The following is a 16,618-nucleotide window of genomic DNA, read 5'->3' as shown; positions in this document are numbered from 1 at the left end:
AGCGCTGTATTCCAACCCTCTCCCAACTGTTCAGGGGCTAACGTGGCAGAAGTCCAATCCATTCATGGCGCCGGCGCGCACCGCCGCGACGCGCAGCAGGCCGACGCGGGCGGTGCGGAATTCCTCGTCTTTACGCTCGGCGCGGAAGAGTACGGCATCGACATCCTCAAGGTGCAGGAAATCCGCGGCTACGAAAGCGTGACGCGCATCGCCAATGCGCCCGAGTTCATCAAGGGCGTCATCAATCTGCGCGGCATCATCGTCCCGATCGTGGACATGCGCATCAAGTTCCACCTCGGCCGCGTGGAGTACGACCACCAGACCGTCGTGATCATCCTGAACGTCGCGCACCGCGTCGTCGGCATGGTGGTGGACGGCGTTTCGGACGTGCTCACGCTGCAGATGGACCAGATCATGCCGGCGCCCGAATTCGGCGCGACGCTCACGACCGAGTACCTCACGGGCCTCGGCACCGTGGAAGGCCGCATGCTGATTCTGATGGACATCGAAAAGCTGATGACGAGCCGCGAAATGGCGCTCATCGAGGCGCTCGGATAACGATCGCGAACGGTTATCGGGGGTGGTCCTTCGCGTGAAGGGCCCAGCGCGGGAGAGCGGAAAGCCGCCGTCAAGAGCGGCAAAGCCGCCTTGCGGGCCCCGCCGGTGACCAGGTACAGGACAGGAGCAATCGAGATGCTGCACAAGTGGTCGATCCGCGCCACGCTCACGGGCGTCGGGGTCATTCTGGTTGCGCTGACCATCGTGGTCGGCGCGCTCGGGCTCGTCGCGCTCGGCAACGCAAGCGACTCGCTCGGCACGATCGCGCGCGGCGACCTCGTCGCGATGCGCTCGCTCAACGACGCTTCGTCGTATCTGCTGCGCTCGCGCGTTTCGCTCGAACGGGCCAGCGCGCTCGCCGCGGCGAACCAGGCCGACGATGCGAAGAAGGCGCTCGACCGCGCCGACGAATTGCTGGCGAAGAGCAACGACGCCTGGAAGGCCTTCCAGGCAGTGCCGAAGAACGGCCGCGACGCCGCTTCGCTCGACGCGCTCGCGCAAAAACGCGCGACGCTCCTGCAGGACGGCGTGCAGCCCGAGTTCGCGGCGCTGCGCGGCAACGACCTCACGGCCTATCACGCCGTTGCCGACACGAAGATCAGCCCGATGTTCGTCGACTACGACAACGTTGCCGCGCCGCTCGCGCAGGCGATGCAGGACGGCGCCGAGGCGCGCGAAGAAGACGCGCGCTCGCAGATCGCGTTCATGCGCATGCTGATCGGCGGCCTGGTCGTGATCGCGCTGCTGATGATCGTCGTGATCCGCTTCGCGCTGCGCGGCCTCATCGTGCAGCCGCTCAACGACGCCACGGCCTGCTTCGAGCGCATCGCGCAGGGCGACCTCGCGCAGCCGATCGAGGTCTACAGCAAGAACGAAATCGGGCATCTCTTCGCCGGCATCAAGCGCATGCAGGAGAGCCTCGTGAAGCTCGTGAGCGCGGTGAACACGGGCGCGAGTTCGATCGACGTCGGCGCGCGCGAAATCGCCATGGGCAACACCGACCTCTCGCAGCGCACCGAGCAGCAGGCCGCGTCGCTGCAGGAAACCGCGTCGAGCATGGAGCAGCTCACGGGCACCGTGAAGCAGAACGCCGACAATGCGCGCCAGGCGAGCCAGCTCGCCGTGAACGCCTCGGACATCGCCACGCGCGGCGGCGAGGTGGTGGGCGAAGTCGTGCACACGATGCAGGACATCGCGGCCAGCTCGGCGAAGGTGGTCGACATCATCAGCGTGATCGAGGGCATTGCGTTCCAGACCAACATCCTTGCGCTCAACGCCGCGGTGGAAGCGGCCCGCGCGGGCGAGCAGGGCCGCGGTTTCGCGGTGGTGGCGGGCGAGGTGCGCAGCCTCGCGCAGCGCAGCGCGAGCGCCGCGAAGGAGATCAAGGAGCTCATCAACGACTCGGCGCAGAAGGTGCAGAGCGGCACGGGCCTCGTTGGCCGCGCGGGCACCACGATGGACGAGATTCTCCAGGCCGTGCGCCGCGTGACGGACATCATGGGCGAGATCAGCGCGGCCTCCGAGGAGCAGTCGAGCGGCATCGAGCAGGTCAACCGCGCCGTCACGCAGATGGACACCGTCACGCAGCAGAATGCGGCGCTCGTGGAAGAGGCCGCGGCTGCCGCCGCCTCGCTCGAGGAGCAGACACGCCAGCTGCAGTCGGTGCTCGGCATCTGGCGCACGGGTGGCGCGAGCGGCGCGGCGGCGCGACCGGCGGCATTGCCGTCCGCGGGGGCGAGCGCGGTTCATGCCGTCTCGGCCACCGCGGCAGTGGCCGTCAAGCGCGCGCCGGCCGCTCTTGCCGCGCCCGCCAGGGCGGCTGCGGAACCGGCCCGCGCGGCGGTTGCGGCCACGCCGGCCAGCGCGGCGAAAGCGGCCAAACTGACCAGCGCGACCAGTGCGACCGGCGCAGCAAGGCCGGCGGCAGCGGTGCCGAAGGCGGCCGCGGCGCGCGTGGAACCGGTGGTGTCGTCGACGTCTTCGGACGATGCCGACTGGGAAACGTTCTAGTACCGACGAACTGACGAGTCATCGCAATGCACACTAGCGCACAAGAACGGATTGAGTCGTTCCGCGCGGCCGCCCGGGAGTTGGCCGCCGCGCCCGCCGCGCTGCACGCATTGCGCACCGGCACGCGTGCGGCCGGGCACGAGGGGGGCGCAGAATCATGAAGGGCCTGCGTTTTTCCCGTCAGGGGCGCGGCGATCGCGCCGGGCAGCAGCCGGGTGCCGCCGAGGCGGGCGGCCTGCCCGGCCTGCCCGGCGAGAGCAACCGCGACTTCGAATTCACGACAGCGGACTTCGAGCGTATCCGCGCGCTGATTCACCGCCGCGCGGGCATCTCGCTCTCGGACCACAAGCGCGACATGGCGTACAGCCGTCTTGCGCGGCGCCTGCGTGCGCTAGGTCTCGACAGCTTCCGCGACTACCTCGACCAGCTCGAATCGCGCAACGATACCGAAGAGTGGGAAGCGTTCACGAACGCGCTCACCACGAACCTCACGGCGTTCTTCCGCGAGGCGCACCACTTTCCGATTCTTGCGGACTTCGTGAAGCGCCGGGGCTCACCGGGTTCGCAGCCGGTTTCGGTCTGGTGCTCGGCGGCCTCGACGGGCGAGGAGCCGTATTCGATCGCGATGACGCTGATCGAAGCGCTGGGCGATCGCGGCGCGCGCGAGGCGCGCGTGCTCGCCACCGATCTGGACACCCAGGTGCTGGCCAAGGCCGAAGCGGGCATCTATTCGTACGACCAGGTGAAGCACCTGACGCCGGAGCGCCTGAAGCGCTTCTTCCTGAAGGGCACGGGCGGCCACGCGGGTCTCGTGAAGGTGCGCCCGGAGCTGCGCGCCATGATCCGCTTCGAACAGCTCAATCTCACCGACGCCGACTACGGCCTGCGCCAGACGTTCGACGCGATCTTCTGCCGCAACGTGATGATCTACTTCGACAAGCCGACCCAGGCGCAGGTGCTCTCGCGCTTCGAGCCGCTGATGAAACCGGACGGCCTGCTGTTCGCAGGCCATTCGGAGAACTTCACGTATGTCACGCAGGCTTTCAGGCTGCGCGGCCAGACGGTGTACGAGCTGACGCGCGGCAGCCGCCGCGTGGACGGCAACAGCGACGGCGGCGGCGCACGCCGCGTCGACGACACGATCGGAGCGACCGCATGAGCGCCAGCCTCCCGATTGCGACGAATCGCTACTTCGACACGCACTTCGACCGCCCCGGCGTGAAGCTGCTGCCCAACGAGTTCTTCACGACGAACGAGGACATGGTGCTCGTGACCGTGCTGGGCTCGTGCGTGGCCGCGTGCATCCAGGATCGCACGGCCGGCATTGGCGGCATGAATCACTTCATGCTGCCCGACGACGGCGCCGACGTTGCCCAGGCGGCCTCCGACGCCATGCGCTACGGCGCCTACGCCATGGAAGTGCTCATCAACGAACTCATCAAGGCGGGCGGGCGGCGCGAGCGCTTCGAGGCGAAGGTGTTCGGCGGCGCGGCCGTGCTGGCGGGCATGACGACGATGAATATCGGCGACCGCAATTCGGCCTTCGTGCGCCGCTATCTCGCGCTGGAGAACATCCGCATCGTCGCCGAGGATCTGCAGGGCTCGCACCCGCGCAAGGTGGCGTTCCTGCCGCGCACGGGCCAGGTGATGGTGAAGAAGCTGCGGCTTTCGCAGGAGGCGAGCGTGACCGAACGCGAGCAGGCGCTCGCGCGGCAGACCCCCGAGGCGCGTGCCGAACGGCTCGCGAAGGCGCGCGAGCGCGTCGAGCTGTTCGGCCTCACGCCGGGGCCGGGACGCGCCGCCGGGCCAGGGCAGGCCGGCACGTCGCCAGCCTCGCAGCCCGCGCCGGCGCGCAGCCGCATCGAGCTCTTCGGCGCGAGCGGCCAGCCGCGGCCCACAACGAATCAAGACAACGCCAGGACAGTGGAGGAGGCGTGAACGCTGTGCAAAAAATCAAGGTTCTCTGCGTCGACGATTCGGCGCTGATTCGCAGTCTGATGACGGAAATCATCAACAGCCAGCCGGACATGACGGTCGTTGCGACCGCGCCCGATCCGCTCGTGGCGCGCGAACTCATCAAGCAGCACAACCCCGACGTGCTGACGCTCGACGTGGAAATGCCGCGCATGGACGGGCTCGACTTCCTCGAGAAGCTCATGCGCCTGCGGCCCATGCCGGTCGTGATGGTGTCGTCGCTGACCGAGCGCGGCAACGAAATCACGCTGCGCGCGCTGGAGCTCGGCGCCGTCGACTTCGTGACGAAGCCAAAGGTCGGCATCCGCGACGGCATGCTCGAATACGCGGAAAAGCTCGCCGACAAGGTGCGCGCCGCCGCGCGCGCCCGCGTGCGCGCGCATCACGCGCCCCCGGCGCCGGCCCCCGGCGCGGCAGCGGCCGCCGGCACGGCAGCGGGCGGCGCCCACGCCGCGCCCGCCGGTGCGGTCCAGGCCCCCATGCTCAACAACCCGCTGCTTTCGACCGAGAAGCTGATCATCGTCGGCGCCTCGACGGGCGGCACGGAAGCGATCCGCGAAGTGCTCACGCCGCTGCCGCCCGACGCGCCCGCGGTGCTGATCGCGCAGCACATGCCGCCCGGTTTCACGAAGTCGTTCGCGCAGCGCCTGAACGGCCTGTGCCGCATCACCGTGAAGGAAGCGGAGCACGGCGAGCGCGTGCTGCCGGGCCATGCGTACATCGCGCCGGGCCACGCGCACCTGCTGCTCGCGCGCAGCGGCGCGAACTACATCGCGCATCTCTCCGACGAGCCGCCGGTGAACCGGCATCGCCCGTCGGTGGACGTGCTGTTCCGTTCGGCGGCGACGCACGCGGGCAAGAACGCAATCGGCGTGATCCTCACGGGCATGGGGCGCGACGGCGCCGCGGGCCTGCTGGAGATGCGCCGCGCGGGCGCTCACACGTTCGCGCAGGACGAGGCGAGTTGCATCGTCTTCGGCATGCCGCGCGAAGCGATTGCGCTGGGCGCCGCCGACGACATCTCGCCGCTCGCCGACATGAGCCGCCGCGTGATGGCGCGACTCGCCATGATGGGCGAGCGCGTCCAGCGCGTGTAAGAAAGAAGGGCGGGGCGCAGCGGGAGCGCACCGCCGGAATCCCGATTCGAGAGATCGTGGCGACGTAAAACGTTGGCGCGATCGATCGCGATTAATTTATCTGGATAGGCGTCGCGCTTGTCTGGATAATTGCCCGGGTTTAGCCTGGAGGAATGAAACGAGATGGACAAGGGAATGAAGATTCTGGTGGTGGACGACTTTCCGACGATGCGCCGGATCGTCCGCAACCTGCTCAAGGAACTGGGCTACTCGAACGTCGACGAAGCCGAAGACGGCGCGGCGGGCCTCGCGCGTCTGCGCAGCGGCAGCTATGACTTCGTGATCTCCGACTGGAACATGCCGAATCTCGACGGCCTCGCGATGCTCAAGGAAATCCGCGCCGACGCGAGCCTCACGCACCTGCCGGTGCTGATGGTGACGGCGGAGTCGAAGAAGGAGAACATCATCGCGGCGGCCCAGGCCGGCGCGAGCGGCTACGTGGTGAAGCCGTTCACGGCCGCGACGCTCGACGAAAAGCTGAACAAGATCCTCGAGAAGATGGCCAAAGCCGGGAGCTGACGTGAACGAGCCCATCAGCGCAGAGGCGGGCGGCGTGCACGCCGACGAGTACGCCAGCAGCGACCGCATCCTCGCGCGCATCGGCCACGTAACGCGCACGCTGCGCGATTCGATGCGCGAGCTCGGCCTCGACAAACACGTGGAGCGCGCGGCGGAAGCCGTGCCCGACGCGCGCGACCGTCTGCGCTACGTCGCGAACATGACCGAGCAGGCCGCCGAGCGCGTGCTTTCGGCGATCGAGCTCGCCAAGCCGATGCAGGAGCAGCTCGAACGCGACGCGAAGACGCTGTCGGAGCGCTGGTCGACGTGGTACGACGCGCCGATCGGCCGCGAGGAAGTGCGCGCGCTGATGGACGACACGCGCGCGTTTCTGGGCGGCGTGCCCGAGGCCACCACGGCCACGAACCAGCACCTGCTGGAGATCATGCTGGCCCAGGACTTCCAGGATCTCACCGGCCAGGTGATCAAGAAGATCATGGACGTCGTGTACCTGATCGAGCAGCAACTGCTCGGCGTGCTGGTCGAGAACATCGTGCCGGAGCGGCGCGAGCAGGTTGCGGCGGCGGTCGCGTCGCTTGCCGTTTCTGCGACCGGCAGCCCCGAATCGCTCCTGAACGGCCCGCAGATCAATCCCGAAGGCAAGACCGACGTCATGCAGGACCAGGGGCAGGTGGACGATCTGCTCGCGAGCCTCGGCTTTTAGCCCAGCGCAACGGAATGCAACCGGGCGGACGGGCATCGAGCTTGCTGTAATCCTGGGCTGGCATACTGGCGCCGGCGGACCAGGGCGGCAGCGGCGATCGTTTGTGCTGCGCCGCGACATCCGCCGCTTCCCGCGGTGCGGTTGCCGCGGAGCCAGCTACCGATCGGGAGGAGTATGGCTGCCTTTGGTTCGAACGCTTCGTTCAACGTTGCGCGGGCTGCCGGCGCGCGGCTCGCCGCGCTGACGCTGACCGGCGCCATCGCGCTTGTCTGCGCCCAGCCGGCCGTGGCCGGCCTCGGCAGCGCGCCCATGACGACGCCTGCGGGCGCCACCGTCAACACCCTGAGCAACGCCGCCGCGCAGGCCGGCGCCGCCGGCAGCGTGGCGCGGCAGGCCGTCGAGGCCAGCGCTACGGGATCTTCCGCCGCATCCGCTTCTTATACGGTCCGCCAGACCACGCTCGCCAACGGCACGGTCGTGCGGGAGTATGTCTCGCAGGCGGGCAGCGTGTTCGGCGTCGCCTGGAGCGGCCCGCAGATGCCCAATCTGTCCGAACTGCTCGGCAGCTATTTTCCGCAGTATGTGGCGGGCGTGAAGGCGAACCGCGCGGCGGGCTTCATGCGCGGCCCGGGCGTGGTCGAGCAGTCGGGCCTCGTCGTGCACTCCGGCGGGCATATGGGCGCCTTCTCGGGGCAAGCCTGGCTGCCGGCCAGCCTGCCGTCTGGCGTCAGCGCCAGCGACATCCAGTGACCCAGGGAGACGGCGCGTGATCACGTTCGCACAACGATTCCGGTTCTCCTTCCTTTTGGGGCTGCGGCGCGGCGCCCTGCTTCCGCTCCTCGCGCTGACCGTTTGTCTCGCGGCTTGTGGTGGCGGCGGCGGTGGCGGAGGGGGGAGCAGCAGCAATAGCAGCAGTAGCAGCAGCGGGGGCGGCAGCAGTACGGGCGTCGACACCTCCTCGCTGCCGCCCCTGCCGAGCGAGCAGCCCATCGCGGCAACGGCCTCGAACACCGTGCCTGTCAGCGTGAACAGCGGGGTGGCGGGCGTGCCGAACATTCCGACGGTGAGCGTCACGATCTGCGTGAGCGGCACCAGCAACTGCACGGTCGTGAACAACATCCAGGTGGATACGGCATCGTACGGACTACGCATCGTGTCGTCGGCGCTGGGGGCGTTGCTGAACACGCTGCCCTTGAATACGGCCAGCGGCGGCACGCTTGCCGAATGCACGGCGTTCGCGGACGGCTACACCTGGGGCACCGTGCGCAGCGCCGACGTCAAGGTCGGCGGCGAGACCGCGAGCAACATCCCGATCCAGGTGATCGGCGACCTCGGCTCCTCCAGCGTGCCGTCGAGCTGCGCCGGCAACGGCGCCCAGCAGAGCACGGCGAGCGACCTCGGCGCGAACGGCATCCTCGGCATCGGCGTCTCGCCCTGGGATTGCGGCTCGACTTGCGAGAGCGCCAGCGGGAGCTTCTACTATTCGTGCCCGAGCGGATCGAGTTGCAGCGCCGTGGGAGTCACGACGAGCCAGCAGGTGGCCAACCCGGTGCCGCACTTCGCCGTCGACAACAACGGCGTCATCGTGGAGATGGCGCCCGTCTCGTACAGCGGGGCGACCTCGGGCGCCGGGACGCTCGTGTTCGGCATCGGCACGCAGTCGAACAATGTCCTGAACGCGTCGCAGCGCTTCCAGACCAATTCGTCGGGCGACATCGTGGGCAGCTTCAACGGCCGCACGCTGACCACCTTCATCGATTCGGGGTCAAATGCGCTGTTCTTCAACGACAGCGCGCTGCCCCAGTGCGGCGGCGCGCTCGGCACGTTCTACTGCCCGTCGAGCTCGCAGACGTTCAGCGCGGGGCTGACGGGCACCGACGGTTCCAGCGGCAGCGTGAACTTCGGCGTGGTCAGCGCGGCGACGCTTCTCGGCACGAACGGCAACAACGGCAATTACGCTCTCAACGATCTTGCAGGGCAGTTTGGCAACTTGCCGGATCTCGATTTCGGCCTGCCGTTCTTCTACGGCCGGTACATTTACGTGGGTCAGGATATGACGGCGACGGGCGGCACCCAGCCTTACGTCGCCTTCTAGCCCCCCGGTCTTTCCGCCTTCCCGCTTCGCCACCCGCCGCCCGCCCGGCGGGTGGCGCCGCTTCTCTCCGCGCTTTCCCCCGCGCCGGGCTGCCCGCCCATTCCCCTGAAATACCCCCGTTTCTCCGCCTTACTCCGTCAATCGGCGCTGGCGTGGCGCGGCAATAATCGCTGTCACTGAAAATGGGTGCGCGGCGCAATGCCTGCGCCGCACGCCACCGACCGGAGCATCCGTGGCAGAGGAAAGCGACCTCGAAAAAACCGAATCCGCCACTCCCAAGCGCCTGCAGAAGGCGCGGGAGGAGGGGCAGGTTGCGCGTTCGCGGGAGCTTTCCACCTTCGCGCTGCTCTCGGCCGGCTTCTACGGTGCGTGGATGCTCTCGGACATGATCGGCGGCCATCTGCTGACCATGCTGCGGGAGGCGTTTACCTTCAACCATGCGGCGGTCTTCGATACCAACCGCATGCTGAGCGGCGCCGGCGTCGCCGCGCGCGAGGGGCTTTACGCGGTCGCGCCCGTGCTGGCGTTCACCGGCGTGGCCGCGCTGCTCGCCCCCATGGCGCTGGGTGGCTGGCTCTTCTCCACGACGTCGCTCGAACCGAACTTCAACCGCCTGAATCCCGTGACGGGTCTTGGCCGGATCTTCTCGGTGAACGGCCCGATCCAGCTTGGCATGTCGTTCGCAAAGGCGGTCGTGGTGGGCGGCATCGGCGGACTGGCCGTCTGGAGCCATCGCGAGGAAGTGTTGGGCCTCGCCATGCAGCCCCTGTCGCGGGCTTTCTCGGACGCGTTTCATCTCGTCGCCGTCTGCTGCGGTATGACCGTGGCGGGCATGTTCGTGGTCGCGGGGCTCGACGTGCCGTATCAACTCTGGCAGTACCACCGCAAGCTGCGCATGACGAAGGAAGAGGTCAAGCGCGAGCACCGCGAGAACGAGGGCGATCCCAAGGTGAAGGGGCGCATCCGTCAGCAGCAGCGCGCGATGGCGCGCCGCCGGATGATGACCCAGGTGCCGAAGGCCGACGTGGTCGTGACCAACCCGACGCACTTCGCCGTCGCGCTCCAGTACGCCGACGGCCAGATGGGCGCGCCCAAGGTCATCGCGAAGGGCGTGAACCTCGTGGCGGCGCGCATTCGCGAGATCGCCGCCGAGCATGGCGTGCCCCTCCTCGAAGCACCGCCGCTCGCCCGCGCGCTTTACCACAACGTCGATCTGAACCGGGAGATTCCGGGGCCGCTCTATGGCGCGGTCGCGCAGGTGCTCGCGTGGGTGTACCAGCTCAAGCGTTTTCGCGAGCAGGGCGGCGACGTGCCGATGGCGCCGACCGATCTCGACGTGCCGCCCGACCTCGACAAGGGCGCGATGAGCGACGAGGACGCCGCCGAGGAGGCGGAAGACGCCCTCGGCGCCGAAGCCGCGGCGGCCAACAAGGTCAATCCGGCCAATGCAGCGGCCAACGCCGCAGACGCAAGAACCGCGGGGCCGGCCGGCACGGCCGCCAGCGCCGCAGGCAGTGACAGCGCCCGTAGCTCGCCGAATGCGGCGCGCCGCGGCAACGAAGGAGCCTCTGAATGAACGCCCCCACCGGTTTTCTCGCGCGCCGCCCGGACGTGCTGCAAGGCACGAACCTGCGCGCCCTCGCGGGGCCGATCCTGATCTGCATGATCCTCGGCATGATGATCCTGCCGTTGCCGCCGTTCCTGCTGGATCTGCTGTTCACGTTCAACATCGCGCTTTCCGTGGTCGTGCTGCTCGTCAGCATGTACACGATGAAGCCGCTCGACTTCGCGGCGTTTCCGAGCGTGCTGCTCTTCTCCACGCTGCTGCGGCTCTCGCTGAACGTGGCGTCCACGCGGATCGTGCTGCTCGAAGGCCACACCGGCCCGGGCGCGGCGGGCCAGGTGATCGAGTCGTTCGGCCACTTCCTCGTGGGCGGCAACTTCGCCGTGGGTATCGTCGTGTTCGCGATCCTGATGGTCATCAACTTCATGGTGATCACGAAGGGCGCGGGCCGGATCGCCGAAGTGGCGGCGCGCTTCACCCTCGACGCGATGCCCGGCAAGCAGATGGCAATCGACGCCGACCTGAACGCCGGCCTCATCAACGAAGAGGTCGCGCGCAAGCGCCGCGGCGAGATCGCCCAGGAGGCCGAGTTCTACGGGTCGATGGACGGCGCGAGCAAGTTCGTGCGCGGCGACGCCATCGCGGGCCTGATCATCATGGTGGTCAACATCGTGGGCGGGCTGATCGTCGGCGTCGTGCAGCACGGCATGGACTTCGCCTCGGCGGGCAAGACCTACACGCTGCTCACCATTGGCGACGGCCTCGTCGCGCAGATTCCGTCGCTCGTGATCTCGACGGCGGCCGGCGTGATCGTCTCGCGCGTGGCGACCAACGAGGACATCGGCAGCCAGCTCACCAACCAGCTTTTCACGAATCCGCGCGTGCTGATGATCACCGGCTCGATCATCGGGATGATGGGCCTGATTCCCGGCATGCCTCACTTCGCGTTTCTGCTGCTGGGCGGCGGCTCGATCCAGCTGGGCCGCATGCTGAAGAAGAGCGCCGAGGCGAAGAAGGCGAGCGCCGTGCTGGTCGACGCCGTGCCCACCGCGCTCGCGCCGACCGAGAACACCGAGGCGAGCTGGGACGATGTCGCGCTCATCGATACGCTGGGCCTCGAAGTAGGCTACCGCCTGATTCCGCTCGTCGACAGGAACACCGACGGCGAACTGCTCAAGCGCATCAAGAGCATCCGCAAGAAGTTCGCGCAGGAAATCGGCTTCCTGCCGCCCGTCATCCATATTCGCGACAACCTCGAACTGCGGCCGAACGCCTATCGCATCACGCTCAAGGGCGTGGAGGTGGGTTCGGGCGAGGCGTACCCGGGCCAGTGGCTCGCGATCAATCCCGGCCAGGTGAGCGCGGTGCTGCCCGGCACGCCGACCTCGGATCCCGCGTTCGGCCTGCCCGCCATCTGGATCGACACGAACCTGCGCGAGCAGGCGCAGGTGTTCGGCTACACGGTCGTCGATTCGAGCACGGTGGTCGCCACGCACCTGAACCACCTCGTCGTGACGCACGCCTCGGAACTGCTCGGCCGCCGCGAAGTGCAGGCGCTCATGGAGCGCGTGCAGAAGGACACGCCCTCGCTCGTCGACGATCTCGTGCCGAAGGCGCTGCCCGTCACGACGCTGCAGAAGGTGCTGCAGAACCTGCTGGAAGAGGGCGTGCCGATCCGCGACATGCGCACGATCATGGAGTCGCTCGCCGAGCACGCGCCGCGCGTCACGGATCCGCACGAGCTCACGGCGGCGGTGCGCATCGCGCTGGGCCGCGCGATCACGCAGCAGTGGTTCCCGGGCAGCGGCGACATGCAGGTGATGGGGCTCGACGCGAATCTCGAGCGCGTGCTTTCGCAGACGCTCACGTCGGGGCCCAACCCGGGGCTCGAACCGGGTCTCGCGCATACGTTGCTCACGCAGACCGAGAGCGCCATGTCGCGTCAGCAGACCCTCGGGCTCGCGCCGGTGCTGCTCGTGCAGCACGCGCTGCGGCCCATGCTTTCGCGCTTCTTGCGCCGCAGCCTGCCGCAGTTGAAGGTGCTGTCGTACGCCGAAGTGCCGGATACGCGCAACGTGAAGGTGGTGAACGTGGTGGGCGGCGGCTGAGAAGGGCGCCGTAGCGCGATCGGGGGAAGAGGGGCCCGCTTCGGCGGGCCTTCGTGTTTTTATTGCAGCCGCTGCGAGGCGGCGTGATAGACCCGGCCCGCCTCGCGCTTGCCGACCGCGATCACGGTCACGACGAATTCGCCGTCGATCACGCGATACACGAGGCGATAGCCCAACGCCGCGAGCTTGATCTTGTAGCAGTCGGGCATGCCATGTAGCCGCGCCGATGCGACATGCGGATGTTCGAGCCGCTCGGCAAGCTTCTTTTTGAACTGCATGCGAACGGTGGCGTCGAGACGCTGCCACTCCTTCAGCGCAGACTCCAGGAATTTCAGTTCATAGGTCTTCAAGCTTGACGCTCACGGCTTTTTCGCCGGCACGTTCCTTGACGATCTTCGCCAGTTCGAGGTCTTCCAGGCGCTCGCAGATCGCTTCCCAGGCGGCGGCCGGAATCAGGTACGCGACGGGCTTGTTTCGGTTGAGCACCGCGACGGGACCACGCGCCTTTTCGATCGCCGCCGTAGGGTTGGTCTTCAGTTCGCTGATGCCGATGGATGCTCGGGCAAGAATGTTTTCCATTGTGCTGATCCTCGCGGGGAGGCGGCTTGCGCGCCGTCAACCCTGCTCAATTCATGACTGATTAGAGGGCTAATAATAGGTCATTTAATTGGTCTTGTAAAATTGCGGCGACAGGATGCCGGCCAATCTTTCGAGCTTGCCCGCCGATTGACGCGCCCCGTCCAGCCCTTCCCCCTGTCTGTTACCCATCCCACGAATTGCCCGCATTTCTCCGGCTTGATCCATCGATCGTGACAGGGCCGCGTTGGAAATAATTCCATCATCGGAAAAGGTCCTGCGCGCGGCGCGTCGAAGTTGACGCGCGCGGCCCGCAAGGATCGTCAACGCACGAGACCAGCAGCAAACGAAGGCGGCAAGCGTGCCGCTCACCTCTACCGGGGGCCCAGCTTGAACATTCGCAAATTCATCGGCGGTACCAGCCGCGACGCGTTGCGCCTCGTGCGCGAAGCGCTGGGTGCCGACGCCGTGGTGCTGTCGAACCGCACGCTCGACGACGGCACCGTCGAAATCGTCGCGCTCGCGGACAGCGATCTCGCGGCGATCGCACCCGCCGATGCCGCGGCAACCGCCGTTGCCGCACAAGCGGCAGCCGTCTCGAAGTCCGGGCGCCAGGCGCCGGCAGCGACGGCCGGCCTGGGCGCTGCGAATCCTTACGCCGGCGGGGTGCCGGACGTGTTCTCGTCGGTTTTCGGCGCAAGCCCCGAGGTGGGCGCGACGCCGGGCGCCGCAACGGCTTCGTCCGGCCTGTCGGGCTATGCCGGCTACAACGACAGCGGCGACGATAGCGACGATGACGGCGACGACGCCGATGTCTCGGTCGCGCTGAGGGGCGTGCAGAAACCCGACGTGTACGGCACGCCCGCGCAGACCGGTTCCGCGGGGATGCCGGGCGCGCCGGGCGAGACGCTGCCGGGCAGCCGCGCAAACGTTGCGGTGAACACCGCCGGCCAGGCGCCTGCGCCGAACGCCCAGGGCTCCGCGCGCGCCGCGCAACGGCCGTTTGCCGCGCGCGATGCCGCTGCGATGCTGGAGCAGGCCGCCGCGCATTCGATCCTTCCCGATTCGCCCGTCGCGGCGCGGGAGGCGCGCACGATGGCCGAGTCGAACCCCTGGCTCATCGACCACGCGCGCCGCATTGCGAACCAGCAGGAGGCCGTGCGCGCCGCCGGCATCTCGCCGGCCGATGCGATGGCGAAGGGCCTCGGCATGCCCGCCGATCCGGTGCGGCCGGCCGGCGTGGACACCAGCACGCCCGAATGGGCGCGCGAAGCCGCCGAAGTCGCGGCACGCCGCGCCGCCGCGCGTCTTGGCCACGGTCCCGAGGCCGTGGGCCCGGCGCCAACCGCCGCTGCCGAGGCTGCGGGCGCAGCGCAAGGCGTGAGCGAAGCGATCCGTTCTCGCATCGAGCAAGTGGTCAACGAGACCGTGATGAACGAGCTCGCGTCGATGCGCGGCATGATGGAAGAGCAGTTCGCGGGCCTCCTGTGGGGCGAGCGCCAGCGCCGCAGCCCGCTCCAGGGTTTGCTCACGAAGCAGCTCTTCGCGGCCGGCTTCTCGGCTCAGCTCGTGAAGATGATGATCGACCGCCTGCCCGCGGTGGAAACGGAAGAGGCCGGCATGGAGTGGATCCAGTCGGTGCTCGAATCGAATCTGCCGGTGCTGGAAAACGAAGATGCGCTGATGGAGCGTGGCGGCGTGTTCGCGCTGATGGGGCCGACGGGCGTCGGCAAGACCACGACCACGGCCAAGCTCGCGGCGCGCTGCGTGATGCGCTTCGGCGCGAGCCGCGTGGCACTCCTCACCACCGACAGCTACCGGATCGGCGGCCACGAGCAGCTGCGCATCTTCGGCAAGATCCTCGGCGTTTCGGTGCACGCGGTGCGCGACGGCGCGGACCTGCAGCTCGCGCTCACCGAACTGAAGAACAAACACATCGTGCTGATCGACACGATCGGCATGAGCCAGCGCGACCGCGCCGTGGCCGACCAGATCGCCATGCTGTGCGGCGCGGGCCGCCCCGTACAGCGGCTCCTGCTGCTGTCCGCGACGAGCCACGGCGACACGCTCAACGAAGTCGTGCAGGCTTACCAGAGCTCGCCCGACAAGGCGCCGCTCACGGGCTGCATTCTTACCAAGCTCGACGAGGCGACCAATCTGGGCAGCGCGCTCGACACGGTGCTGCGCTACAAGCTGCCCGTGCACTACGTTTCGACGGGCCAGAAGGTGCCCGAGAACCTGTACGTGGCCACGCGCCGCTTCCTGATTCGCAGCGCGTTCTGCGTGCCGCGCGAACACTCGCCGTTCGTGCCGCACGAGGACGACATTCCCGCGCTGCTTTCCGCGCTCTCGCTGCGCACGGGTTCGCAGGCCCACGAGGTTCAGTTTGGATAAGTTCGTGATCGATCAGGCCGAAGGGCTGCGGCGGCTGCTGGCGCGCGTCGGTTCGCGCGTGGTCGCCGTCACGGGCGGCCCGGGAGAGCCGGGGCGCACCACCACCGTGGTCAATCTCGCCGCCGCGCTCACGGAGCAGGGCAAGGACGTGCTCGTGATCGACGAGTGCCTCGGGCCGCGCTCGGTGTGCACGATGCTCGGCGGCGTGCGCGGCGCCGGCAACTTTGCCGCCGTGATGAGCGGCGAGCTGACGCTGGCCGACGCCGTGGGGCGTCATCCGTTCGGCTTCGGCGTGCTGGCCGCCTCGCGCGACAACCGCGCGGGCTACACCGGCGCGCAACTCCAGAAGGTGCTGTCGGGGCCCGCCGACGTCGTGCTGATCGATGCCCAGCTCGACGCCGAAGGCGCCCTGTCACCGCTCGCCCTGCACGCGCACGACGTGCTGATCGTGATGCGCGTCTGCGCGCAGTCGATCACCGACACCTATGCCTGCGTGAAGCGTCTGCATTTCGCGCACGCCATCGGGCAGTTCCGCGTGCTGGCCAACCAGGTGGCGAGCGTGGAAGAAGCGCAGTCCGCTCTCGACAACCTCGCGGGCGTGGCGAGCCGCTACCTGAGCGTCGCGCTGGAAAGCGCGGGCTGTGTGGCCTTCGACCCGCACATGGCGCGCGCGGTGCAGCTTTCGCGCTCCATCGTCGACGCCTTTCCGTCGACGGCGGCCGCACGCGATTTTCGCCATCTCGCCGGCGCATTGCCGCACTGGCCCATGCGGCCGGCGGTGTCGTCGCGCTTGCCGGGCGCGTCGCGCCTTCCGGGCGCCGCGGCAGCCGCTGCCGCGGACGCATTCGTTTCGACCGTTACCGGCGTTCCATCCGGGCCCGAACCGGCCCATGCGGGCTGGCGGGCCGACCCGCCCGCCCAGCGGCCTTCGACACAGCCCGCGTGAGCGGCACCGGGGAACGTTGCAGAGGACATGATGCA

Annotated in this window: 15 protein-coding genes and 1 pseudogene; 13 read left to right on the top strand and 3 right to left on the bottom strand. The window is 68.3% G+C overall.

Annotated features, from left to right (window positions below):
* The first annotated feature begins 42 nt into the window (after positions 1–42).
* The 11 genes and pseudogenes from V8683_RS16880 to flhA all read left to right on the top strand — a co-directional run bounded on the left by V8683_RS16880 (position 43) and on the right by flhA (position 12,667).
* Positions 43–558 carry a chemotaxis protein CheW gene (locus V8683_RS16880; protein WP_411188149.1) on the top strand — a complete coding sequence of 172 codons (516 nt, stop codon included), beginning with the start codon at positions 43–45 and terminating at the stop codon, positions 556–558.
* A gap of 135 nt (positions 559–693) precedes the next feature.
* On the top strand, positions 694–2,568 hold the full coding sequence (locus V8683_RS16875) for a methyl-accepting chemotaxis protein (RefSeq protein ID WP_411188151.1): 1,875 nt from the start codon (positions 694–696) through the stop codon (positions 2,566–2,568).
* A 157-nt stretch (positions 2,569–2,725) separates the two neighbouring features.
* Positions 2,726–3,727: a CheR family methyltransferase gene (locus V8683_RS16870; protein WP_411188153.1), complete on the top strand. Its 1,002-nt coding sequence runs from the start codon at positions 2,726–2,728 to the stop codon at positions 3,725–3,727.
* Positions 3,724–4,506: a chemoreceptor glutamine deamidase CheD gene (gene cheD / locus V8683_RS16865; protein ID WP_411188155.1), complete on the top strand. Its 783-nt coding sequence runs from the start codon at positions 3,724–3,726 to the stop codon at positions 4,504–4,506. The genes V8683_RS16870 and cheD overlap by 4 nt, the downstream gene beginning before the upstream one ends.
* A gap of 5 nt (positions 4,507–4,511) precedes the next feature.
* Positions 4,512–5,639: a protein-glutamate methylesterase/protein-glutamine glutaminase gene (locus V8683_RS16860; RefSeq protein WP_411190472.1), complete on the top strand. Its 1,128-nt coding sequence runs from the start codon at positions 4,512–4,514 to the stop codon at positions 5,637–5,639.
* A 162-nt stretch (positions 5,640–5,801) separates the two neighbouring features.
* The gene (gene cheY / locus V8683_RS16855) at positions 5,802–6,197 is read left to right on the top strand and encodes a chemotaxis response regulator CheY (protein ID WP_028227590.1); all 396 of its coding nucleotides are present in this window, start codon (positions 5,802–5,804) and stop codon (positions 6,195–6,197) included.
* Between the two features lies 1 nt (position 6,198).
* Positions 6,199–6,900, top strand: coding sequence for a protein phosphatase CheZ (cheZ, locus tag V8683_RS16850; RefSeq protein WP_411188157.1), 702 nt, complete (start codon positions 6,199–6,201; stop codon positions 6,898–6,900).
* Positions 6,901–7,074: 174 nt separating this feature from the next.
* Positions 7,075–7,650: a DUF2844 domain-containing protein gene (locus V8683_RS16845; RefSeq protein WP_411188158.1), complete on the top strand. Its 576-nt coding sequence runs from the start codon at positions 7,075–7,077 to the stop codon at positions 7,648–7,650.
* Positions 7,651–7,705: 55 nt separating this feature from the next.
* Complete coding sequence (locus tag V8683_RS16840; RefSeq protein ID WP_411190473.1) at positions 7,706–8,995, top strand: DUF3443 domain-containing protein; 1,290 nt, start codon at positions 7,706–7,708, stop codon at positions 8,993–8,995.
* A 232-nt stretch (positions 8,996–9,227) separates the two neighbouring features.
* Positions 9,228–10,415 (top strand): annotated as a pseudogene (flhB, locus tag V8683_RS16835) (flagellar biosynthesis protein FlhB); the annotation flags it as partial.
* Positions 10,416–10,567: 152 nt separating this feature from the next.
* Positions 10,568–12,667, top strand: coding sequence for a flagellar biosynthesis protein FlhA (gene flhA, locus V8683_RS16830; RefSeq protein ID WP_411188159.1), 2,100 nt, complete (start codon positions 10,568–10,570; stop codon positions 12,665–12,667).
* A gap of 59 nt (positions 12,668–12,726) precedes the next feature.
* On the opposite strand, the gene V8683_RS16825 is transcribed toward flhA, so the two are convergent.
* The 3 genes from V8683_RS16825 to V8683_RS16815 form a co-directional block, all read right to left on the bottom strand.
* Positions 12,727–13,017: a type II toxin-antitoxin system RelE family toxin gene (locus V8683_RS16825; protein WP_411188160.1), complete on the bottom strand. Its 291-nt coding sequence runs from the start codon at positions 13,015–13,017 to the stop codon at positions 12,727–12,729.
* Positions 13,004–13,246, bottom strand: a complete 243-nt coding sequence (locus tag V8683_RS16820; RefSeq protein ID WP_027793013.1) for a type II toxin-antitoxin system Phd/YefM family antitoxin — start codon at positions 13,244–13,246, stop codon at positions 13,004–13,006. The genes V8683_RS16825 and V8683_RS16820 overlap by 14 nt, the downstream gene beginning before the upstream one ends.
* An 84-nt stretch (positions 13,247–13,330) precedes the next feature.
* Positions 13,331–13,615 carry a hypothetical protein gene (locus V8683_RS16815; protein ID WP_411188161.1) on the bottom strand — a complete coding sequence of 95 codons (285 nt, stop codon included), beginning with the start codon at positions 13,613–13,615 and terminating at the stop codon, positions 13,331–13,333.
* 18 nt (positions 13,616–13,633) lie between these two features.
* Here V8683_RS16815 and flhF point away from each other — a divergent pair, with 18 nt between their 5' ends.
* A complete protein-coding gene (gene flhF / locus V8683_RS16810) occupies positions 13,634–15,637 on the top strand; it encodes a flagellar biosynthesis protein FlhF (protein WP_411188162.1) in 2,004 nt (667 codons plus the stop codon).
* Entirely contained in the window at positions 15,630–16,583 is a 954-nt protein-coding gene (locus V8683_RS16805; protein WP_411188163.1) for a MinD/ParA family ATP-binding protein, read from the top strand. Before flhF ends, V8683_RS16805 begins: the two co-directional genes overlap by 8 nt.
* Positions 16,584–16,618: the final 35 nt, after the last annotated feature.

The sequence above is a fragment of the Paraburkholderia sp. AV2 genome, assembly GCF_054968425.1.
Note: the sequence above shows the minus strand (reverse complement) of the source record. Positions and strands in the feature narration are given on the sequence as shown.